General features: G+C 65.7%; 20 protein-coding genes and 1 pseudogene. 6 read left to right on the forward strand and 15 right to left on the reverse strand.

What is annotated here, in order from left to right; translation table 11 throughout:
• Positions 1-12: 12 nt before the first annotated feature.
• A complete protein-coding gene (locus NS6_RS01560) occupies positions 13-945 on the forward strand; it encodes a hydroxymethylglutaryl-CoA lyase (protein ID WP_068035477.1) in 933 nt (310 codons plus the stop codon).
• Positions 946-1,047: 102 nt separating this feature from the next.
• Complete coding sequence (locus NS6_RS01565) at positions 1,048-1,716, forward strand: GntR family transcriptional regulator (RefSeq protein WP_068035479.1); 669 nt, start codon at positions 1,048-1,050, stop codon at positions 1,714-1,716.
• A 78-nt stretch (positions 1,717-1,794) separates the two neighbouring features.
• Here the strand turns inward: NS6_RS01565 and NS6_RS01570 are convergent, their stop codons facing one another.
• Complete coding sequence (locus tag NS6_RS01570) at positions 1,795-2,631, reverse strand: mycofactocin-coupled SDR family oxidoreductase (protein WP_068035480.1); 837 nt, start codon at positions 2,629-2,631, stop codon at positions 1,795-1,797.
• Between the two features lie 60 nt (positions 2,632-2,691).
• Complete coding sequence (locus tag NS6_RS01575) at positions 2,692-3,102, reverse strand: GlcG/HbpS family heme-binding protein (RefSeq protein WP_084470563.1); 411 nt, start codon at positions 3,100-3,102, stop codon at positions 2,692-2,694.
• A 380-nt stretch (positions 3,103-3,482) separates the two neighbouring features.
• On the opposite strand from NS6_RS01575, the gene NS6_RS01580 reads away from it, so the two are divergent.
• Both NS6_RS01580 and NS6_RS01585 read left to right on the forward strand, forming a co-directional pair.
• Entirely contained in the window at positions 3,483-4,226 is a 744-nt protein-coding gene (locus tag NS6_RS01580) for a maleate cis-trans isomerase family protein (RefSeq protein WP_068035484.1), read from the forward strand.
• 144 nt (positions 4,227-4,370) lie between these two features.
• Entirely contained in the window at positions 4,371-5,000 is a 630-nt protein-coding gene (locus tag NS6_RS01585) for an isochorismatase family protein (protein ID WP_068035486.1), read from the forward strand.
• A gap of 560 nt (positions 5,001-5,560) precedes the next feature.
• On the opposite strand, the gene NS6_RS01590 is transcribed toward NS6_RS01585, so the two are convergent.
• Positions 5,561-7,012 carry an amidase gene (locus NS6_RS01590; protein ID WP_068035488.1) on the reverse strand — a complete coding sequence of 484 codons (1,452 nt, stop codon included), beginning with the start codon at positions 7,010-7,012 and terminating at the stop codon, positions 5,561-5,563.
• 728 nt (positions 7,013-7,740) lie between these two features.
• On the opposite strand from NS6_RS01590, the gene NS6_RS01595 reads away from it, so the two are divergent.
• Positions 7,741-8,151, forward strand: coding sequence for a nitroreductase/quinone reductase family protein (locus NS6_RS01595; RefSeq protein ID WP_068035490.1), 411 nt, complete (start codon positions 7,741-7,743; stop codon positions 8,149-8,151).
• Between the two features lie 294 nt (positions 8,152-8,445).
• Here the strand turns inward: NS6_RS01595 and NS6_RS01600 are convergent, their stop codons facing one another.
• The 6 genes from NS6_RS01600 to NS6_RS01625 are packed head-to-tail and all read right to left on the reverse strand — an operon-like array spanning position 8,446 to position 14,563.
• Entirely contained in the window at positions 8,446-9,288 is an 843-nt protein-coding gene (locus NS6_RS01600; RefSeq protein WP_245669090.1) for an IclR family transcriptional regulator, read from the reverse strand.
• A 19-nt stretch (positions 9,289-9,307) separates the two neighbouring features.
• Positions 9,308-10,111 carry an ATP-binding cassette domain-containing protein gene (locus NS6_RS01605; RefSeq protein ID WP_068035494.1) on the reverse strand — a complete coding sequence of 268 codons (804 nt, stop codon included), beginning with the start codon at positions 10,109-10,111 and terminating at the stop codon, positions 9,308-9,310.
• Complete coding sequence (locus tag NS6_RS01610; protein WP_068035496.1) at positions 10,108-11,157, reverse strand: ABC transporter ATP-binding protein; 1,050 nt, start codon at positions 11,155-11,157, stop codon at positions 10,108-10,110. Before NS6_RS01610 ends, NS6_RS01605 begins: the two co-directional genes overlap by 4 nt.
• The gene (locus NS6_RS01615) at positions 11,141-12,025 is read right to left on the reverse strand and encodes an ABC transporter permease (protein WP_068035499.1); all 885 of its coding nucleotides are present in this window, start codon (positions 12,023-12,025) and stop codon (positions 11,141-11,143) included. Before NS6_RS01615 ends, NS6_RS01610 begins: the two co-directional genes overlap by 17 nt.
• Positions 12,022-12,963 (reverse strand): ABC transporter permease, encoded by a 942-nt coding sequence (locus tag NS6_RS01620; RefSeq protein ID WP_068035502.1) that lies wholly within the window; start codon positions 12,961-12,963, stop codon positions 12,022-12,024. Before NS6_RS01620 ends, NS6_RS01615 begins: the two co-directional genes overlap by 4 nt.
• 25 nt (positions 12,964-12,988) lie before the next feature.
• On the reverse strand, positions 12,989-14,563 hold the full coding sequence (locus NS6_RS01625; protein WP_068035504.1) for an ABC transporter substrate-binding protein: 1,575 nt from the start codon (positions 14,561-14,563) through the stop codon (positions 12,989-12,991).
• 816 nt (positions 14,564-15,379) lie between these two features.
• Here NS6_RS01625 and NS6_RS01630 point away from each other — a divergent pair.
• Positions 15,380-16,117 (forward strand): TetR/AcrR family transcriptional regulator, encoded by a 738-nt coding sequence (locus tag NS6_RS01630; protein WP_068035506.1) that lies wholly within the window; start codon positions 15,380-15,382, stop codon positions 16,115-16,117.
• Positions 16,118-16,475: 358 nt separating this feature from the next.
• Here NS6_RS01630 and NS6_RS01635 read toward each other — a convergent pair.
• From NS6_RS01635 to NS6_RS01660, 6 genes and pseudogenes are all read right to left on the reverse strand, one after another.
• A pseudogene (locus NS6_RS01635) lies at positions 16,476-17,129 on the reverse strand (PaaI family thioesterase); the annotation flags it as partial.
• 127 nt (positions 17,130-17,256) lie between these two features.
• Positions 17,257-18,435 carry a lipid-transfer protein gene (locus NS6_RS01640; RefSeq protein ID WP_068035508.1) on the reverse strand — a complete coding sequence of 393 codons (1,179 nt, stop codon included), beginning with the start codon at positions 18,433-18,435 and terminating at the stop codon, positions 17,257-17,259.
• Positions 18,432-18,845 (reverse strand): MaoC family dehydratase, encoded by a 414-nt coding sequence (locus NS6_RS01645; protein ID WP_068035510.1) that lies wholly within the window; start codon positions 18,843-18,845, stop codon positions 18,432-18,434. The genes NS6_RS01640 and NS6_RS01645 overlap by 4 nt, the downstream gene beginning before the upstream one ends.
• On the reverse strand, positions 18,842-19,948 hold the full coding sequence (locus tag NS6_RS01650; RefSeq protein ID WP_068035512.1) for an acyl-CoA dehydrogenase family protein: 1,107 nt from the start codon (positions 19,946-19,948) through the stop codon (positions 18,842-18,844). Before NS6_RS01650 ends, NS6_RS01645 begins: the two co-directional genes overlap by 4 nt.
• Entirely contained in the window at positions 19,948-20,883 is a 936-nt protein-coding gene (locus NS6_RS01655; RefSeq protein ID WP_068035514.1) for a bifunctional MaoC family dehydratase N-terminal/OB-fold nucleic acid binding domain-containing protein, read from the reverse strand. The genes NS6_RS01650 and NS6_RS01655 overlap by 1 nt, the downstream gene beginning before the upstream one ends.
• Positions 20,880-22,046 carry an acyl-CoA dehydrogenase family protein gene (locus NS6_RS01660; RefSeq protein ID WP_068035516.1) on the reverse strand — a complete coding sequence of 389 codons (1,167 nt, stop codon included), beginning with the start codon at positions 22,044-22,046 and terminating at the stop codon, positions 20,880-20,882. Before NS6_RS01660 ends, NS6_RS01655 begins: the two co-directional genes overlap by 4 nt.
• Between the last annotated feature and the right edge of the window lie 107 nt (positions 22,047-22,153).

Below are 22,153 nucleotides of genomic sequence, written 5' to 3' on the forward strand. Positions count from 1 at the left end.
CACCATTCGACCATGAGCATCGACAGCCGTCCCGCGCCGGCCACGGAACCGAACTCCGAGATCACGATCATCGACGTATCACCACGAGATGGCCTACAGAACGAAAAGACACCGGTATCGACAGACAACAAGCTCACACTGATCAACTCACTGATCACCGCCGGTATCCGCCGAATAGAAGCGACAAGTTTCGTACACCCCCGGCTCGTACCGCAGATGGCCGACGCCGAAGCGGTCGCCGCCGCCCTGCCACGCGGCCACGTCTCCTGGATCGGGCTGGTACTCAATGAACGCGGGCTGGACCGGGCGATCGCCGCCGGCCTGGACGAAGTCAACATCGTCGTCGTCGCCACCGACACCTTCAGCCGAAAGAACCAGGGAACCAGCACACACCAAGGAATCGAACTGTGGACACGCCTCGCGGCACGAGCCCGATCCGCAGGCCTACGCACCACAATCACCATCGCTGCCGCCTTCGGCTGCCCATTCGAAGGCGAAGTACCGATAACCCGGGTAACGGAGCTCATCGCCCGCTGCGTGCAAGCCCAACCCGACGAGCTCGCACTCGCCGACACCATCGGAGTCGGCGTACCCAGGCAAGTTACCGAACTGGCCGGCGCAGCCGCCGCCGAGGCACCCGGCATCCCCCTGCGCTGGCATTTCCACAACACCCGCAACACCGGCTACGCCAACGCACTCACCGCCGCCGCCCTCGGACCCTGCACCCTCGACGCCAGTGTCGGCGGAATCGGAGGCTGCCCATTCGCCCCCGCGGCAACGGGCAATATCGCCACCGAAGACCTGTGGTACCTCCTCGACCGCAACGGAATCGACACCGGCCTCGACATCCACCCACTTCTCGACACCGCGAAATGGCTCGACACTGTGCTCGGATACCGTGTACCCGGTCAACTCGCACGAGCCGGTCTCTTCCCGGCCTCCTGACCACGCGCCGGAGCGAACCTTCCTCTGCGCCTAGTGGATCCGACGCATTGCCGGCAGACGGACAGCACCATAATCTGAACTGCAATTCGAGAGGGGCGAAGTATGTCGCAGAGCAGCTCGGCGTCGATCCGTGCCACGGATCTGTTACGCGAGAAAATCCTTTCCGGACAGTGGGCACAGGGCGAACGCCTCGGCGAAGTCGAGCTCGCCGAGATCCTCGAAGTGAGCCGGACCCCCGTTCGTGAGGCGCTGTCACGCCTGGCGGCCCAAGGGCTGGTGGAGATACTGCCGAACCGCGGAGCCCGGGTAGCAACCTGGACCGCCGAACAACTACGCGAAATCTTCGACTTGAGGATGCTGCTCGAACCCGTCGCCTGCGGAAAGGCCGTGGGACGGCTGACATCGTCCGAACTCGACGAACTCGACGAACTCGCACACCGAATGCACGAACTGGCAGCAGTACCGGCGAACCGTGATTTCATCGCGCTCGCCGAACTCAACCGCCGGTTCCACGCCACCCTGATAGGAGCCTCGGGAAGCCCGCAACTGCAGCAGACACTTGCCTCGGTCGCCCACATCTCGATCGCCACCCAGAACTACCACCACTACACCGACGAGGCACTCGCTCGTAGCCTCGCGCACCATTTCGAAATCGTCGCGGCACTCCGCAGCGGCAACGCCGACTGGGTCGAATCGGTCATGTGCTCACACCTGCACAACGCGCGCGCAGCAATGCTCCCGATTCCGGACGGCACCGCGCCGGGCCGATGAAGATCCACAGCGGAAGGGAACCGGGCGGGGCCAACCGAAGGACTCCCCACCCCGCCCGGTTCTACACGAGCACCCGTGTCACGCAGCACCGTTCGTGGCACCGGAACCTGCGAGTGGGCCCAGCGTTTCACCCGTGATGTACGTCGAATCGGGGGAGACCAGGAACGCGATCGTGCGCGACACATCGATCGGTTCGATCCACGGCACCCCCATCGGATTGATCACATAGGCGTCCCGGATCTGCTGCTCACTCGGGTTGTCGACGCCGGGCAAGAACAATGCCTCACACGCGGGATTGCGGATCATATCTGTGTTGACATTGGTCGGCGTAACCGCATTCACGGTAATCCCCTTACCGGCCAACTCCATAGCTGCCGACTTCACCAAACCGATAACACCCCACTTGGACGCACAGTAGTGGCCCAGGTTGTTGAACCCGATATGCCCACCACCGGACGAGGTGGCAACCACCCGGCCGTAACCTGCCGCGATCATATGCGGCAACACCGCACGGAAAGAATTGAACACCCCGGTCAGATTGATATCGATGGTCTCGGCCCAGACCTGTGGGCTCATCTCGGAGATCTCGACCGCGGTCATGATGCCTGCATTGGCAAGCAGGATGTCGATCTTGCCGAACTTGTCGACCACCTCGTCCGCGAAAGCAACCAGACCATCGAAATCGCGCACATCGATCTGACGCGTGTAGACGTCACGACCCTGCGCCCGCACCAAGCGGACGGTTTCGTCGAGGTCCGCCGGGCCTGCCATCGGATACTCGGTTGTGTCATTGTCCTTCAGGGAGTCGACGATGACGATATCCGCTCCCAGGCTCGCAAGGTGCACCGCATGCGACCGTCCCTGACCGCGTGCGCCGCCGGTAACAAAGGCGATCTGTCCGTCGAGCGTTCCCATGATCTGTTCCTTCCACGTTGTCGACCAGCTGATCGAGATGAAATGCCTGATTCCGGACGATCAGCCGAACGCAGCCACACCGGCTTCGGCGACAGCGATGTCCTCTTCGACCGCCCCGCCGCTGACACCGAGAGCGCCGACCAGGGTGCCCTCCGCCCGCACCGGAATCCCGCCGCCGAACGGTGTGAACTTGTGGATGCTCGTGATCGATCCCGCGAACGACGGATTCTCGTTCGCCACCGACTCCCATGAAGACGTCGGCACACCCATGCCGACCGCGGTGTACGCCTTCTGCTTCGCCATCGCGAGTGCCATCAGCGGGCTTTCGTCCATTCTGATACCGGCCACCGGATGCCCCGAGTGGTCGACCACTACCAGTGTCATCGCCACACCGATCTCGAGCGCTTTCGCTTTGCCGGCCGCGAGGATGATCTCCGCATCCTGCAAGGTCAGCACGTTTCTCTCGATCATCGACATCTCTCCTTCGAACACTGCGATTCGCCGACAACTGCGTTGGCGCGCTGAGCCGGCACTCCGAGTGAGCGGGTCGGGCACGGGCCTCCACGACTCACCGGAGGTGAGACGAGTATGGGGGGCTGCGACGGGATCGGTCAACAGTTCGTATACAACTTGCGTGTGCCGCAGGGGAGTGGCACACAGCGCCCGTGGCACCCCCTGACGTACAAGAACATCAGGAAAACCTGTAAAAACCTGGTTAATGACGTACATTTGCAGCCATCCCGGATTGCGGAGATGCTTGGATGTACCACATGCACCGGCACGACCGCCCGCCATATGTACACAATCTACTCTGGACGGCACTCCGGTTCTGCTCACTGCAAAGGAGACTCATGGTTGACGTACTCGGCTGGCGCAGCGTATTCGGTGTCCTGGCCCCATCGACGAATACAGTCGTGGAGCCGGACTACTACCGGATGTCCGTCCCCGGTGTCACCGCACATGTATCGCGCATCCATATCCGAGACCAGAAGCTCGCCAGCAACGAGGATTTCGAAGGGCTCCTCGAGCAGATCCGCGCGGAGATCGAAGCATCCTGCGAACGCCTGCTCACCTGCGATCCGGACTACCTGGTGATGGGGATGTCGGCCGAAACCTTCTGGGGCGGCATCGAGGGCAATCGGCAGTTCACCGAGCATCTCGAGGGTTTCTCCGGTAAACGGCTGGCTACGGGCGCGGACGCCGTACGGAGAGCACTGGACCTGTTCGGATCCCGCCGCCTCGGTGTCGTCACCCCGTACCAGCCCATCGCGGACGACAACGTTCGCCTCTTCCTCTCCGAATGCGGCTACGACGTGGTGAAGCTCGAAGGGCTGAAATGTCCGTCGGCAGTCGACATAGCACGAGTCCCGGAGGCAACACTACGAGCGGCAATCCGAGCGGTGGACGGACCGGACATCGATGCAATCGTCCAGGTCGGAACCAACCTGTCGATGGTTCGTCTGGCCGATGAGGCCGAACGCTGGCTCGATAAACCGGTGATCGCCATCAACGCTGCCACCTGGTGGCATGCACTGCGCACCAACGGCATCACCGATCAGATCCACGCATCGGGAACTCTGCTTCGCGAGTACTGACCCTGCCGCCACCGATTTCGAGGAGAGACGAATGCACACCACCATCTGGGCTACCGCGATGCAAACACCCCGGCCGGTTCACCACCCCGGCCGTACCGTCCAGGTCTCGCGGCAAATACGGATACAGGGCTCGGCGGTGGGCTGATGAGGCTCGACACCGACTACAGCGAGGCAGGCTTCGGCGGACAACTCGGCTGGGGGCAGCGGCCCGCCCTCTTGATGATCGACATGATGGAAGCGTATTTCCGGGCCGGCTCCGCACTGTGCCTGCCCGACCGCACCCTCGTCGACAGGGCGGCAGCTCTGCTGTCGGCAGCACGATCCGCCGGACTTCTCATCGTGCATACCCGCGTCGAATACTCTACGTCCCTCACCGACGCGGGACTCTTCGTCAAGAAGGTCCCGGCTCTCGGCCTGTTGACGGCCGAACACCCCGAAGGCTTGGGACGGTTCGTCGCCGATCTCGAACCACATGCCGGCGAGATCGAGATCGTCAAACAGTACGCTTCGGCATTTCACGGTACTTCACTGGCAGCCACCTTTACGGCCAACGGAATAGATACCGTCGTCGTTGCCGGTGTCACCACCTCGGGATGCGTTCGTGCGAGCGCGACCGACGCCTTACAACACGGATTCATTCCGAAGGTCGTCGAGGATGCCTGCGGGGAGCGCAACCATGCGGTGCACGAGGCGAACCTCTTCGATCTGGGCGCCAAGTACGCGGACATCACCGATATCGATTCCGTCTGCAGCCACCTACACAAGACGGGGTAGCAGCCCTCGCCAGAACTGAGTTGACAGAATGTAGATTATCGGCAGTCTTCGGCGGCCTGGGCCAGGAACTCAATCGTGAACAACCGCTTGCGAAATGCTGCCGTCGGACCACACGGACAGGCCCCGCCACCGTTCAGGAGTCCCGACGGAACGACGCGTCGAGTTCGCCGCAGGGCCCGGAAGCCGGCCCGGCTCCATATGGCCGGTACGCCGCACGCATTATGTCAACTCGGAAATCTCCCGTGACGCTGCGAGATCGGCCGACCGGCGCCGTGGCGGCGCGTCCACGCGTATGGCGCCGACCAGGAGTCGGCCGGCAACTGCGACGCATACTCCCGGCGCCCTCGATCGTTCCACAGGGAGCTCGCATACGGGGTCGGCGCTCACTTGCCGACGATCAACCCACTCCTCCCCTGATTCGTAAGCCCCTTGCCTCACCATAATTCGTCACGGTGACGAATTATGGTGAGGCAAGGCCGCACCGCTATGCCTTCGACCGAGATTCCTCGGCCACCTATGGTGCGCGTTCAGATTTCTCGCCGGGCACGCGGTAGTACGCCCTACTCCGGTGCCTGGAATCCGCCGATCTTCTGCTCGAGCAATTCGGCCAGCCGCAGCGGGGTGCGGTCCTCGAACATCGGACCGATCAGCTGCACACCCACCGGCAGACCTTCGGGCGACCGGCCCGCAGGTATGGCGGTGGCAGGCAGCCCGGGCATAGTGGCCACACCGGCCCAGACGAGCTGGTCGAAGTACGGGTACCCGACGCCGTCGATATCGATGTGCCGGTCCTCCAGACCTCCGCTGTGGTCGTGCGGAAACGCGGGAGTCGGTGTAATCGGACACACCACAGCATCGAACTCGGTGAACAGCTGCCGCCAGCGGTGACGGTGCAACTCACGACCGTTGTCAGCCTCGACCCAATCGCGGTGGCGCAGCACCATGCCGCGCAGCCGCGCCGCATCGAGACTCCCGTCGTCCGCGGTCAGGGTGGCGGCACGGGCCTGCAACTGTTCGTACACGTCGACGGAAAGACCGGCTGCGGCGTTCGACAGCATCAACCGCATATAGAGCGTCGCAGCTTCGGCCGGATCGGGCAGCAGCGGACTGCGCCGTACGATACGGGCCCCCTCCTCCGCAAGGGCGTCGGCGACCCGGTTCACGCCTGCTCGCACCGCCGATCCGGTCGGAATGAGCGGATGGTCCTCGACGACCAGGACACGGAAATCCGATAACCGCTCGTGGCGGGCGGGCGGCAGTGCGACCCTGTAGGCGACGCCGTGGGTCAGCGGGTCCGGTCCGGCCATCACGTCGAGCAGCAGCGCCAGGTCGCGGGCGGTACGCGCCATCGGGCCGACCACAGCCAGATCGAGGTCGATCGGCAAGGCCGGCGCAGGCGGCGCGACCATGCCACGCGTCGGCGCCAGTCCGAGTGTCGGCTTATGTGCGTAGACACCGCAGAAATGCGCCGGGGTGCGCAGTGAACCGGCGAGATCGGACCCAATGGAGAGCGCACCGAATCCGGCCGCCAGCGCCGCCGCCGAACCGCCGGAGGACCCACCCGACGTACGGGCGTGATCCCACGGATTGTTGGTCGTGCCATAGATCTCGTTGAAGCTCTGGATATCCCGCAGCATCAACGGCACATTGGTCTTCCCGAGGAGCACTGCACCGGCTGCCTTCAACCGCGACACCTGTACCGCGTCCTCGGCCGGCACATAGTCCCGCTGCGCCGGCATGCCCCAGGTCGTAGGCAACCCGGCGATGTTGTAGCACTCCTTGACCGTCACCGGAATTCCGAGCAACGGCCGATCCTCGCCGCGGGTGCGTGCCCGGTCGGCATCGAGTGCGGCGGCCCGCGCCCGATCGAAATCTCGCACACAGATCGCGTTGATCACGGTGTCGTCACGCTCGATACGAGCGATCGCCTCCTCGGTCAGCTCTACCGAGGTCACCGCACCGGCACGCAAGGCGGCCGCGAGCTCTTCGGCCGACTGAAAATTCCACTCCATGCACTCGACGGTATTGGCCTGCCATAGAGGACATAAAACGCCGCTGCATACAACGGGAACGTCGAACCGACCATCTGTGGTGGGAAGCCACGCACTCGTTGCGTCATCGAGGACGGTCCGACTCCAGGTCACAGCGTCGACAGTGGGCCGGCTCCCTCCGTGCAGGGCACGAAGTCCCACGTCGCGCAACGGGATAGATGTCTCACGACCATCCTGTTCCGCTCCGTCCACGGACTGTTCATCCGACCCTCGCTGCGATTCCGGCGGCCCGCGCCCACTCCCCCCAACATGTACGACGGAACCGACTCTCGGACCTGCACTTCGAGTTCTGATAGGAAGCCTCTTCCTTTGTCTTTTCTATCTTTTGGTTGTGGGTGCAACGGGACCACACATTGAAAGCACACATGGTTAGATGCGCATATCGTCGTATGGAGATTATTTTTCATCGGGCCTGACAGCTCGAGGTTCAGGCTGTTCCGGGATCTCGGCCGAACTTCGCGGCCCTGCGTTCACACCGCGTCCCCGGGGGCTCCGCATTCCGCGGGCGTCCCTCCCCTACGTACCCGTCCCGGGCTGCGGCGCAGCGCCGGAGTGAGTGACCGAACCGGAGCGCTCCCCCGCCAGGGATCAACGTAGTTGTCGCCGAATACCGCGCGGATATGGGAGTACCCGCAGCCCGGGGGTGCTATCGGTGATGGTGCCGGCCGTCGAGCGGTAGCATCCGGGGTATGGCGCTCGCACCAGGAACTTGGCCCCGCCCGCTGCTGCGCGCGATTCGTATCTCGAACAAGTACCTGCTCAACCCGGTGATGGGCGCGTTTGCCGGGCAAAAGAATTCCTATGCGGCCGCTATCCGGCATACCGGCAGAAAGTCGGGCAGACAGTACTCCACGCCGATCGGAGCAGACCGCGTACAGGACGGGTTCATCATTCCCCTGGCCTACGGCACCCGAGTGGATTGGCTACAGAACATGCTTGCCACCGGGCAGGCGACAATGTCGGTCGAAGGCGAAACCCGGGACGTGACGGAACCCGAAGTGATCGACGCGGCAACAGCCTTGCCGATGCTCTCGTCGAAGCGACGGCGGACGTTCGAACGGATAGGGATCGCCCAATTCCTCAGGGTGAAGCTCGTCTGAGGCATTCTCTGAATATTTGGGCCGATAGTCACGGTGTGTATCGGATCCGGCGGCGCGGGCGGAAGGTGAGCGAGTCGTCATCGATGACCTGGGCCGGCCGCCTTGATTGCCCGGCGCGGGCGCAGGGCGGCACTCGCACCGGTTTCGGCTCCGCCCTGCGCTACACCGCAGAAACCGGCACCTACCGCGACACCCCCGTGGACGCGACCCGGCGGCAGCTGGAAAACGCCGACCCTGCCGCACAGCCACCGCTGGATGTCAACCGGAAACCCGAAATCCGCCCGCCGCCAGTGATCAGCGCGCCGGAGCCGGTGAGGGGTCGGGACATGACGCGGACCGCCTGTCGTCGTAGCGGTGGATCGGTTCGTCGTCACGGGAACGCCGGGATCCCGGCCCGGCGGCTACCGGGGCGGGTCGCCGGCCGAGTGTCAGGGCGATTTCCCGGGCTGCGGAGGCCACCAGCGGGGCTGCCCGCTCGAACGGTGCGGTGTCGGCGGGCCCGCAGACCGATAGTGCGGCCAAGGGACCGCGGGTGCCGCGGATGGCGGCGCCTGCGCAGGCCAGACCCCGGAAGGCTTCGCTCCAGTCGAAAGCCAGACCGCGGCGCCGCACGAGATTGAGTTCCCGGTGCAGTGCGGTGATCTCGCCGATCGTGCGTTCGGTGCACCGATGCAGTCGCTGACCGTACATGCCGTCCACCCATTCGGGGGCGAGGAACGCGAGCATGGATTTTCCGCAGGCCGTCGCATAGGCGGGCCCGCGGCCGCCGATCCGTGACGGCAGCGTCGACGCGTCACGACCACCGACTTTGTCGAGGTAGACGTTTTCACCTCCTTCCAGCACGGCGAGGTGGACGACCATCCCGGTCTGCATGTGCAGGTCCTGCAATACGGGGGCCGCGGCCGCGCGGATCGCGCTGTAGCCTTCGGAGATTCCGCCCATTCGCAGCGCGCGGCGCCCGATGGTGTAGCCGAAGGGGGTGTGTTCCACCCACTGGAGCCGGACCAGCTGTTTCAGGATGCGGTGCACCGTCGAACGAGGTAGTTGTGACCGGCGGCTGATTTCCTCCAGGGTCAGGCGGGAGGTGCGGTCGTCGAAGACATCGAGGATTACGGTGATCCGTTCGATCATTGCCATGATGTTTTCCGCGGCCGGGTCAGTGCCGCGCGCTACGCGGGACGGGTACGGGGATGGCTGCCAATAGTTTTTGCGTGTACTCCTGCTGGGGGTTGTGGTAGATGTCCTCGACGGTGCCCGATTCGACGACTCTGCCGCCTGCCATTACCAGGACCCGGTCGGCGATCACTTCGATCAGTGCGAGGTCGTGGCAGACGAAGAGGTAGGCCAATCCGAGTTCCTCCTGGAGGTCGCGTAGCAGGTTGAGTACTTGGGACCGAACGGATACGTCGAGGGCGGCGACGGGTTCGTCGCAGACGATCATTTTGGGTTTCAGGGTGAGTGCGCGGGCGATCGCGACGCGTTGCAGCTGTCCGCCGGACAGTTCGGCCGGGTAGCGGGCGAGGTAGCGGTCGCCGATACCGACCTTGTCCAGCAGGGTTCGTACGGTGGCGGTGCGGGTTTTGCGGTCGAGGCCGGTGTGGACGACGAGTGGTTCGGCGACCGCGTCGAGGATGCTCATGCGGGGGTCGAGTGAGCTGTGCGGGTCTTGGAAGATCATTTGCATGCCGCGGCGCAGGGCCCGGAGCTGGGTGGGTGTGGCGGCGCGTACATCTTGGCCATCGAAGGCGATACTGCCGGTGTCGGGTTCGATCAGTCGCAGCACGATTCTGCCGACGGTCGATTTCCCGGCCCCGGATTCGCCGACCACCGCGAGGCATTCGCCGGTGCCGAGGTGGAAGGAGACGTTCTGCACGGCGTGGGTCCAGCCGGTGCGGCGGCCGAGGAAATCGCGGCCTGTCGAGAACGACTTCGAAATATCGGATACCTCGAGCAGGCTCATGGTTGCTGCACTCCTTGTAGTTCGATCTCGGTGGTGCGCAGGCACCGCGCGGTGCTCCGGTCCCCGGTGGGGATGGTCGCCGGGTGGGTGGTGTCGCACAGTCCGGACCGGGCGTGTGGGCAGCGTTCCCGGAACCGGCATCCGGGCGGCCATTCGCCCGCGACCGGTACTCGGCCTTCGATGGCAGTGAGGCGCCTGTCGCGGTTGCGGCCCGGGTGCGGGATGGAGGCCAGCAGGCCGGCGGTGTACGGGTGGCGGGGTGTGTAGAACAGGTCTTCGGCGTCGGCTTCTTCGATTACTTCGCCCGCGTACATGACGACCACGCGCCGACACAGTTCGGCGACCACAGCGAGGTCGTGGGTGATGAACAACAGCCCGATGCCGGTCTGTTCTTGCAGGTCCCGTAGGAGCTGGAGGATGGTTTCCTGCACTGTGACGTCGAGTGCGGTAGTGGGTTCGTCGGCGATGAGCAGCCGCGGGTTGCAAGCCATGACCATGGCGATCATGACGCGCTGGCACATTCCGCCGCTGAAGGCGTGCGGATATTCGCGGGCCCGTTCGGCGGCGCGCGGTACCTGGACCAGCTCGAGCATTTCCACCGCGCGGGCCATGGCGGCCCGGCGATCCAGGCCGAGGTGTCTGCGGACCGATTCGGCGATCTGGTCGCCCACTGTGTAGGCGGGGTTGAGGCTGCGGATGGGCTGCTGGAAGATCATGCCCATCCCGGTGCCCCGTAGTGTGCGCCATTCGCGGGGCGGGAGCGCGGTGAGGTCGCGGCCTTCGAATTCCACGGAGCCGCCGGATATGCGGCCGCCGGTGTGCGCGGTCAGCCCCATGACTGCCAGGGAGGACACGGTTTTCCCGGAGCCGGATTCGCCGACCAGGGCCACTGATTCGCCGGCGCCGACGTCGAAGGAGGCGCCGTCGACGACGGTGGTCCAGCGGCCGCGGCCGGCAGGGAATTGCACGGTGAGGTCGCGGACCCGCAGCAGGGTGCCGGCGGGAGCGTCTTGCGGCAGCTGGAGTTCGTTAGTTGCTACTGCCATTGCGGCTCCTCGTCAGGGCTCGGCGCACACCGTCACCGAGGTAGGTGAATGCGAGCACGGTCAGGAAGATCATCACGCCCGGTGGCCACACCAGGTGCGGGGCGAGTTGCATATTCGATGCGGCGGTGCTGAGCATCGACCCCCAGCTCGCGGCCGGGGCCTTCGCGCCGAGGCCCAGGAAACTCAGGCTCGCCTCGGCGGCGACGGCGGTGCCCAGGGACACCGAGATGACCAGGACGATCGGGGGCATCACATTCGGCAGGATGTGCCGGGTGATGATCCGCGACGGCTTGCACCCCAAGGCGACGGAGGCCTCGATATAGGTGTCGCCGCGGACGTCCATCGTCGAGGCTCGGGCGACGCGGAAGAACCGGGGCGCCATCACCAGGCCCACCGCGAACATCGCGTTGGTGATTCCGGAGCCCAGGACCGCGACGATCGTGATGGCCAGAACCAGGGACGGGGCGCTCATCAGGGCTTCCATGAGCCGGGTGAGCAGGGTGTCCACCCAGCCGCCGCGATAGCCGGCGATCACGCCGAGGGGCAGTCCGAGGATCAGTGCCAGCGCCACCGCCTGCAGGGCGGCCGTCAACGATATGCGGGCGCCGAAGATCAATCGGCTCAGCGCGTCGCGGCCGTAGTCGTCGGTACCGAGGAGGTGCCGGGCGTCGGGGGGTTGCAGGCGGTGCAGCAGGTCCTGGGTGTACGGATCGTGCGGGGCGATCCAGGGCGCGAAGATCGCGACGAGTATCAGCAGGGCGACGAACAGTGCCGCGGTCGCGGTGACGGGGCGGCGGCGTAGGAAGTCGAATACTCTGCGGCCGACCCCGGGCCGGGTGCCGGTGGCTGCCGGTGTGGTCGCGGTCATGAACGCACCTTCGGGTTGAAGTAGCCGTAGGAGATATCGACGAGCAGGTTGACGAGGATGACGACGACCGTGGTGAACAGGACGAAACCGAGGAGCACCGGTACGTCGTGGTTCTGGACGCTGTTGACGGCCAGGCTGCCCAGGCCGGGCATGTTGTAGATGATCTCGATGGTGACTGCGCCGCCGAGTACTTCGGAGACCCGGAAGCCCAGTACGGTCACCACGGGGATACAGGCGTTCTTGAGCCCGTGTTTGCCGATCACGCTTGCTCGTGACAGTCCGCGGGCTTCGGCGTTGAGGATGTAGTCACTGCCGAGGACCTGGCCGAGCGCCGACCGCAATTGCAGTGTCACCTCGGCGGCGGGCAGCAGCGCCAAGGCCACCCCGGGCAGCACGAGGTGCTGGAACCACGGCACGACCCCCTCCGATATCGGCACATAGCCGAACGCGGGAAATATCTGATGCGTGACCGCGAACAGCAGGACCAGGACCAGTCCGAACCAGAAGGCGGGGATGGCGATCGCCACCGAAGCCAGGGCGTTGATCCCCCGGTCGACAACACCGCCGGGCCGCAGTGCGCCCAGGATGCCCAGGACCAGGCCGATCGTCACGGCCAGCACTATCGCGAACAACACCAGCGACAGGGTCGTGGCCATTCGCCGCAGCAGCAGTTCGGTCACCGTCTGGTTGGACCACAGCGACATACCGAGGTCGCCGCGTAACGCCGACCCGACCCAGTCCAGGTAGCGCACGAAGACGTTCTCGTCGAGGTTGAGGTTCTCGCGTAGTTCTCGCAACCGTTTCGGTGTCGCGTTCTCCCCCGCCAGCACCACCGCCGGATCGCCCGGAGCCAGGTCCATCAACAGAAATATCAACAACGGAACGATCAGTAGCAGCGGAATCGCCGCCAGTAACCGCTGCCCGGCATAACGCAGCACAGGATCTCCTCATACTTCCGGCGGACTATTTGGTCATTGCCACATGGCGAATATCGAAGATTCCGAGATCCGCCCATGGGATGTCTTGTGCGCCGACGACCTGGCTGGTGAACAGTGTGGCGTTGGTCTGATTGCAGATCGGGACGAACATGGCTTCTTTCAGCGTGAGGTCCCATGCCTGGTGGTACAGCGGGGCGCGCTGTGTGTCTGTCAGGGTGGGGTCGGCTGCCCGGGTCGTCAGATCCCGGATCTGCTGATTACCGTTGGCGAGGGCGTAGGCACCGAACAGGAAGGTGTTCACGGTTTCCGCGGGATCGACCTTCGCGTTGAAACTGTTGGCCACCATCGAGGGGAAATCGCCGGCGATATAGCGGGGTTCGTTCTGCGTGTTGGGGACCGGGTTGAGGTCGGTGTCGATACCGGCCTGCGACAGGGTCGATTGCAGGACGTTCGCGGTGTTCTCGGTGTTGGTGCCGGCGGCGAAGGTCAGTGCGATCTGCGCGCCGCCGGCTGCCTGCACCAGGGCCCTGGCCTTGTCCGGATCGTATTGATACGGGTAGGTGTAGTTTTCGTCCGCGGGCCAGCTGCCTGCTGGATAGAGCTGCCGGTGGGGTGTGCATGTTCCGGAGAACAGCGCGCTGACGGCCGCGGGGTCGATGGCGGCAGCCACGGCCTGCCGGACTTCCGGTTTCGCGAGATCACCGTCGGGCCGCATATACAGGCCGAGCACGTTGCGGAAGACGACCTCGTCGACGCCCAGAGTCCGGTTCCGCCCCAGCGTCTGGGCTTCGATGACTTCGTTTGCGGAACTGACCCAGCTCAGATCGGTCATTCCCGTTTTCATTCCGTTCAGCCGGGTCCGGGCGTCGGGGATCCATTCGAACTCGATCCCGGCGAGCCGGCCGGCCTTCGGATCCCAGTTGGGGCCGCCGCCGGCTCGCGCCAGCGACAGCGATTCCTCGGGCACGTACTCGGTGACCACATAGCCGCCGGAGCCGGAGCCGCCCGGATCGTTGCGGATATCGGTTCCCGCGGCGATCGTTTCCGGGCTGACCATCATTCCGACGTTGGTGCTGAACACCCCTGGCAGTTCCACGCCGGTACCGGGACGCAAATGCAGGCGGGCGGTGGAGTTGTCGACCTCCTCGACCGAGGTGATGTTCCGCAGGGCGTCGGCGACCGTGCTGCCTTCCATGTTCTGGCCTCGGTGAATATTCGCGGCCACGGCTGCGGCGTCGAAGGCCGCACCGTCGTGGAAGGAGACATCGGTGCGGAGTTTCAACTCCAGATACGATCCGTCCCCGGCGAACTGCCATGATTTCGCCAGTCCCGGAATCAGCTTCCCGTCTTTGTCGACGGTGGTGAGCCGGTCGAAGACAACGGTCAAATACCCCCAGCCGCCGTAGCTGGTCTGCAGGTAGGGGTCCAGGTTCCTGGTAGGCGAGCTGCTGGTGATCCGCAGGATGGCGTCCGGATCGATTTCTCCGATCGGGCCGCCGAAACCGCCGTCGATGGGTCCGCCCCCGCAACCGGACACGATCAGCGTCGCCACGGCCGCGGCCATCAGATGCCGGGCACGGCGAAACCTTCTGCGGTTCATAAAGTTCCTTTCACACAAGCTGTGAGCTTCGGGTCGGGCGGCCGGGGTGCGGGCTGCGCACATCGGGAATGGCCCGATCACGTGGGGATATCTGCCGGTAGGCGGCTGCTCGGGCCGCTGCTCGGGGTGTGGTGTCCGGCCGGGGTACGGGGCGGTGGGTCGCCGGACGTTCCGGGGTCGCGGCCGGTGTCCGCGCAGGTATGGATTCATGGTCCGTGGTCTGTGTTACCGCGGAGCCGAGAAGTCGCTGGGTTCCCGCGGTCCGGTGGCTACCGGAGGGGATTCACCGATGCGCCGGCCGGACCGGTGTCCGGGTATCGCGGGGGCCGCTCATCACGATTCCGACTGCGGCCGGACGAGTTCGGGTCGGTCGCTGCGGCCGTCGTTGTGTCGTTGTGGGGAAACCGGCGGAATCACCGCAATGAATGAACCGAGACCCATGCTCTCTCCTTGCATGCTGCTTGGTTATCAGCGCTCACCACAGAGGAACCAAGCACTGTTAGGGCGCTACAAAGCAATCGCTTGCTTGGAACGTTAGATGGATCACAGCGGCCTGTCAACGGTTTCCCGGGATATCCCTCACCGACCGGCCGAAGCGCGCCGTATCGCAGGACTCGACCGCGACAGCACAACTCACATTCGGTCATAGCAGCTGGCTGTTGCACAGCAGTCGACACCCGGCCGGATTGGCTCGCAACCGGTGTTTTCCCAGGCCCGCACACTCACGGACAAGCAGGTCTGCGCGGTCGTGTAGCCTTCGAATCGAGCAAGTGCTTGATCGGGAACCGGACAACACGGCACACGAGGAGACGCCAGGTGTCACCCACTCGGAAAGAGGCCATCCTGTTCCACGCCGCGAAACTGTTCAGCGAACGCGGTGTCGCGCGCACCACCGTGCGCGATATCGCCGACGAGGTCGGGATCCTTTCGGGCAGCCTGTACCACCACTTCGCATCCAAACATGCGATCGTCTTCGAAATCGTCATCACCTTCATCGACGATCTCAACGACCGCTACGAAGCCGCGCTCGTCCCCGGCGAAACCGCCCGCGGGCGGCTCGACCGGATGATCGCGGTCTCCTTCGAATCGGCCACCGACCACCCCTACGCGACGGAGATCTACCAGAACGAGAGCACACTCTCGTCGCAACCCGCCGACAGCCGTATCGCCACCGCCGTCCGCCGCGCCAACCAGTACTGGGCCGACGCCATTGCACGCGGTATCGAAACCGGGGAATTCCGGACCGATGTCGACCCGCACCACTTCCACCGGATGCTGCGCGAATCGGTCTGGTTCACCGTCCGCTTCCACCGGGACTCACTGGCGACCAGCGCCGATCGGCTCCGCCACGATCTGATCGGGGTCTTCCTCGACGGTTTCGCCACTGGAGACGCGGCCCGGAAGCCCGCCGCCTCCACCCTCGGGGTTCCGTCCGGACCACCTGCTGTGCCCGCACCCGAGGGCCCCGCCGGCGAGCCGGCGCTCATCGACCTACAGCGCAATATCCGTGAACTCGAGGAAGCAGTCCGGGAGCTCCGCCTGCAGCGAGGCTGACGAGCGGCCGCGCAGGCACGCTCATCCTGGCGCCCTGCCTGCGCGACCTGACCACGATCCCGCCGCATCGCGCGGGATGACCGCGGCACAGCGCGATGCGATGCACCCGAGTGCCGGGTCGTCCGGTCACCGACGGGACGACCGCTTACTCCGCGGCGCCGGAGATATCCGCCCATTTCGACCAGCCCTGGATCTATCGGGTCGAAGGCCGGCTCCCTCGAGCTCCTCCAGGGGCCGGGGGGCGGTCCGGCTCGACGGCCGCGGGGGCCGGCGGAACCGGATTCCCCTCTCGCATAGGGTCACCCACCCGGCCGGGCGGGTCAGGCGCAGTCCAGCGGAGTACCGGTGCTCCTGCTGTGCGGGGTCGTGCGACGGTTTTATCGATGAACAGGGCCTCGACGGAGACACACAGCTCACCGTCCGCGGTGTGGATCGCACCCACGGAAGTGATCTTGTTGCCGTCCTGCGAAACCAGCCTGCCACTGACTGTGAGTGGCACGAACAACGGTGTCGGGCGGTGGTACCGCACATTCAATTGCGCGGTAGGACCGTTGCAGCCGCCCCACGTGTTGGCGACCCCGAGCGTGTGATCGAGCAGTTGGGCCGACACTCCCCCGTGCACATGTCCCGGCGGGCCCTGATAGGGGATGGTCAGGGTGACCACACCGTCGACCGATCCGTCGGCGCGGCCGGTGAGCACCAGTGGCGGCGCGATCGCGTTCTCCGGGCCGGTGACCGGGTCATGACGTGTGACACCCTCACCGTGCCACATGTCCACCAGGCGTTCGGCCACCTGCGGAGCATGCTGCTCGAGATGATCGGCAATACTGTCGAGCTCCTCGGCCACCCGATCGAGGTTCGCGTTCGCACGGTCGGTGCGCAGCAATGCGTCGATCACCCGCCGCGCCGCCGCTGTCGCACGATCGACCGGCGTGTCCTGCGGTGCCGAGGTGAGCACGCTGCCGTCGGCCGCCGTGCGCACGGTAGGACGGGCGGGCGGGTCATAACTCATCGGGGTCTCCCGGGGTGATCGAGGCGGGGTCGGCACTCGCTGTGCCCACCCCATGCGCACAGCGACCTGAAAGGCGTCTCGCGGCGAGTGGGAACGCATACGGCGCGGCCCCGGTCTGCTACGCCCCTCACGCAACACCGAGCACGAGGCCACTCGTCGGCACCGCGGTTCCCGCGGTGACCAGAACGTTCTCCACGCCGTCGGGCTGGTTCGCCGACGTACCGCGCAGCAGCCGGACGGCCTCCGCGATCCCGTTGACGCCGTGCAGGTAGGCCTCCCCGACCTGGCCGCCGTGGGTGTTGGTGGGCAGTCGGCCCCCGAGTGCGAGGTTACCGTCGGCGATGAAATCCTTCGCCTCCCCGGGCGCGCAGAAGCCGAGTTCCTCGAGCTGTGGGAGCACCAGCGGCGTGAAGTGGTCGTAGAGGATCGCGGCGTCGATATCGGCGGGTTGCAGGCCACTCTGCCCGTAGAGTTGCCGGCCGACCAGACCCATTTCGGGGATGCGGGCGATATCGGGCCGGTAGTAGCTCGTCATCATGTGCTGGTCTTTGCTGCTGCCCTGCGCGGCGCCCTTGATCAGCGCTGGTGTGTGCGTAAGGGTGCGGGCGCGTTCGGCGGAGACGACGACGAGTGCTTGACCGCCGTCGGTTTCCTGGCAGCAGTCCAGCAGATGCAGTGGTTCGGCGATCCAGCGAGAATTCTGGTGATCCGCGAGCGTGATCGGCCGCCGGTAGAACCACGCGGCCGGGTTGTTCGCGGCGAAAGCGCGGGCGGCCACGGCGACGCGGCCGAAATCTTCGCTGGTGGCACCGTACTGATGCATATACCGCCGGGCGAACATCGCGACCCACTGGGCGGGGGTGGACAGTCCTTGCGGGGTCAGCCAGGCGTACGCCGCCCGGTCGGCGGTACTGTCCATCGGCCGGTCGTGCTGACCGAGACCGAAGCGGACACCGGACCGCTCGTTGAACGCCCGATAGCAGACGACGACCTCGGCCACCCCGGTGGCCACGGCCATCGCCGCCTGCTGCACCGTGGCGCAGGCGGCGCCGCCGCCGTAGCCGACGCGGGAAAAGAATTTCAGTTCCCCGAGCCCACAGTTGCGGGCGACGAGTACTTCACCGTTCGTTTCGGCGGTGTAGGTGGCGAGGCCGTCCACTTCGGAAGGGTCGATACCGGCGTCGGCGAGCGCGGTGACGATCGCCTCACAGGCCAGTTGCAGTTCGCTGCGGCCGGAGTTCTTGGAGAACTCGGTCGCGCCGATACCGACGACGGCGGCTGCGCCGGACAGTGCGCCTACTGTCATCGGGCTTCCCCTTCCACGAAGACGAGGGTGACGAGTCCGCGCACATGATCGCCCAGGCTGTTGGTGCCGCGAACCTGCACCGACACCACACCGTCGGCGTTACCAGTCACCTCACCACTCAACGTCATCGTGTCGCCGGGATAGTTGGGGGCACCGAGCCGGATGGCAACCTTACGCAACGAAGCCCGCGGTCCCGCCCAGTCGGTGACGTAACGACCCACCAGCCCGTTGGTGGTGAGGATATTCATGAACACATCCTTGGAGCCGCGTTCGACCGCCAGATCCGGGTCGTGGTGGACGTCCTGGTAGTCGCGACTCGCGATGGCCGTCGACACGATCAAGGTGCGGGTGAGCGGGATGGCGAGCTCCGGAAGAACCGTACCGACCGTGATATCCGCCGCCGCGCTCACACCGTCACCTCCGGGCGAGCGAGCAGGTCGCCGAGGCGGGCGAGGTCGGCGCTCGCGGCCCCGAGGGTCGCGGCGATCTGCTTACCCCACAGCAGGTACCGGTGCACGGGATAGTCGATATCCACCCCGATCCCGCCGTGCACATGCTGAACGCGATGCACGACGCGCTGCCCGCCGTCGGTGGCCCACCATTTGGCCACCGGCACCGCTGTACCGGGGTCGTCGCCACTACCGAGCAGCCATGCCGCCTGCCACAGCGTGACCCGCATCGCCTCGAGATCGATATAGCAGTCGGCCAGTTGATGGCTCACGGCCTGGAAAGTCGACAGTGGCCGCCCGAACTGGTGGCGTTCGTTGAGGTAGGTCACCGCGTGCGCTACCGCGGCGTCCCCCACGCCGGCCTGTAGTGCCGCCAGCGCGACCTCGGCCCGGGAGACCAGCCACTGCACGGAATCTCCCTCGGCGAGGTGTTCCACCGGGGCATCGTCGAAGGTGAGGTTCGCGGCGAGCGCGCGGGTAGTGGTTTCGTTGGTCTCTGCTCGGACGCCGGCGCCGGCGGGATCGACCAGGAACAGGCCGGTTCCGGTCGGCGTCGCGGCCGAGACCACGACCCGGGTGGCGATATGCGCCGCCGGGACCACCGCTTTCGCACCACTCATCACCCACGTTCCGTCGGTGGATCGGTGCGCCGACGTCTCGGGTGTCCTCGGATCGGCGGGACCGAACTCTTCGAGCCCGACGGTGAGGAACAGGTCCCCGGCCGCCGCGGGAACCACGTAGCTGCTCTGCTGCTCGGGGGTGCCGAATTCGGCGACGGCGGCCGCGGCGAGCGCGGTCTCCCACAGCGGTACGGGGGCGACGCTGCGGCCGTGTTGTTCGAGCAGCACACAGAGCTCGGTGAACCCCAGCCCTCCGCCGCCGGATCCGGCGGGTAGCGCGATCCCCACCAGACCGGCGCGGGCGAGCTCGCGCCACAGGTCCCGGTCGACCCGCTCCGCCGAGGCCTCGACGGCCTGGACGCGCTCCGGACCCGATTTCCCGGTGAAGATGTCGGCGGCCAGGTCGCGGATCGCGGCCTGCTCCTCGGTGAAGGCGAAATCCATCAGTTCTCCTCGCGTGTGACCGGACGGAACGCGGGTAGCGTCAGCTCCGGGTCGGCGTCGATCCAGTCCAGTTCCACGGGCATATCGATTCGCATCTCCCCGGGTGCGGCACCGACCATGTTCGCAACCAGCCGGGTGCCCTCCTCGAGTTCGATGACAGCGACGATCAGCGGGTAGTCGAAGGCGTCGAGCCGCGGATGGTGGTTGACCACGAAGCTGTAGACGACGCCGCGGCCGCAGGCATCGACGGTGTCCCAGTCCAGTGATCGGCAGTGCCCGCACATCGGTCCGGTCGGGTGCCGCAGCGTCCCGCAGGAAACACACCGCTGGATCACCAGGCGGTGTTGCCGGGCGGCGTCGAACCAGAAGGCATTGTCCTGGTTGATCGCCGGGCGTGGCCGTAGTGCGCGAGGGGGCTCTTTCGCCGCGGGCCGGAACCGCAGGATGCGCCACCGCTGGGTGGCGACGACCGCACCGCTCTGGTCCCGGTACGTTTTCACGGTTGTCACGAAATGCCCGGGTCCGAGCGCGGTTTTCTTCTCCGGGGAGATCGATTCGATTACTTCGCTGACATTGATCCGGGTGCCGGGACGTAGTTCGGCGAAGTATTCCTGTTCGGAATCGGTGGCGACCACCGAGGTGAACCCGGCCTCGGCCAAGGTGTCCAGCAGTCGGGTGGCGACCTCGGAGGCAGTGTGACCGGCGGCGGTCGCCGCGTATCCACGCATCGTCCACGCCTGCACCATCGTCGGCGGTGCGATGAGGCCCTCGCGGCCGGCGGCGCGGGCGGCATCGTCGTCGAGGTAGATCGGGTTGGTATCGCCCATGGCTTCCACCCAGTGCCGGATCATGGCGGTGTTCACCGGGTCCGGCGCCCAGGTGGTGGGTTGCAGTTCGCGGCCCACCAGGGTGTTCAACGTATCGAGTACGCTCATCGGCCGCGGCCCGCCTTGACCGTCCCCAACCCCAGGGTGGCGACCATATCCCGCAGTACCTCGTTGACCCCGCCACCGAAGGTGTTGACCACCCCTTGCCGGGAGATCTGCTCGATCTGCCCGGCAAGGACCGCGCCGGGACTTCCGGGTCGAATCCGGCCGGCGGCCCCGAGGATGCCGAGCAGTGTCCGGTACACGTCGATATGGGTCTCGGTGCCGAATACCTTCGTGGCGCCCGCGTCCGCACCGGAGAGGGTGTCGGCCGCGACGGCGGCGGTCATCTTCCAGTTCATCAACCGCATCGCCACCAGCTTCGCGTGGGTGCGCGCGAATTCCTGCCGCACCCATGGTGTTTCGATCGCACCGGTATCGCGGGCCCAGTCCAGAACCTGATGCCACAGACCTTCGGTGCGTCCGCCCAGCGCGGCCAGCCCGATACGTTCGTGGTTGAGCTGCGCGGTGATCAGCTGCCACCCGCCGTTCGGCTCACCCACCACGGCATCGGCGCCGACGCGCATGCCGGAGTAGTAGGTGGAGGTGACCGTCAGACCGCCGACGGTATGGATCGGTGACCAGGAGAAGCCGGGGTCGCCGGTCGGTACGATGAGGATCGATATGCCCTGGTGTTTCGGGGCTTCCGGATCGGTGCGGCAGGCCAGCCAGATGTAGTCGGCGGTATTCGCACCGGAGGTGAAGATCTTGTTGCCGTCCACCACCCAGTCGTCGCCGTCACGTACCGCGCGGGTGTGCAGCGAGGCCAGATCGGTGCCGGCGCCGGGTTCGGTGTAGCCGATTGCGAAGACGATATCGCCGGCCAGGATCCCGGGCAGGTACTTCGCTTTCTGCTCATCGGTGCCGTACTTCTGCAGTGTCGGACCCACCGTGTTGACGGTGACGAAAGGGAACGGCAGCCCCGCACGCTGGACTTCGTCGAAGAATACGAACTGCTCCTCGATGGAACGGCCCTGACCGCCGAACTCCACCGGCCAGCCGATCCCCAGCCAGCCGTCGGCGCCGAGCATCTTGACGATCTCGCGGAACCGGTCGCCGCCCACACCCTGTTCACCGGCGGCGCGGCGCTCGTCTGCGGGCAGTAGCTCCGCAAAATAGGCACGCAATTCTCGCCTGAGCTCCTGGTGCTCGGGTGACTCCCGCAAATCCATCGTGGTTCTCCTATGCCGTGCACGGCTGTCGCGACGTGGTCCGGACGCTAATCCGCGAACCGGTTGCGGGCCCGCCGAGGTCTCACCCAACGGAAAGACCGGTTCCT

The sequence above is a fragment of the Nocardia speluncae NBRC 108251 genome (genome assembly GCF_001613245.1).
Lineage (GTDB): Bacteria > Actinomycetota > Actinomycetes > Mycobacteriales > Mycobacteriaceae > Nocardia > Nocardia speluncae.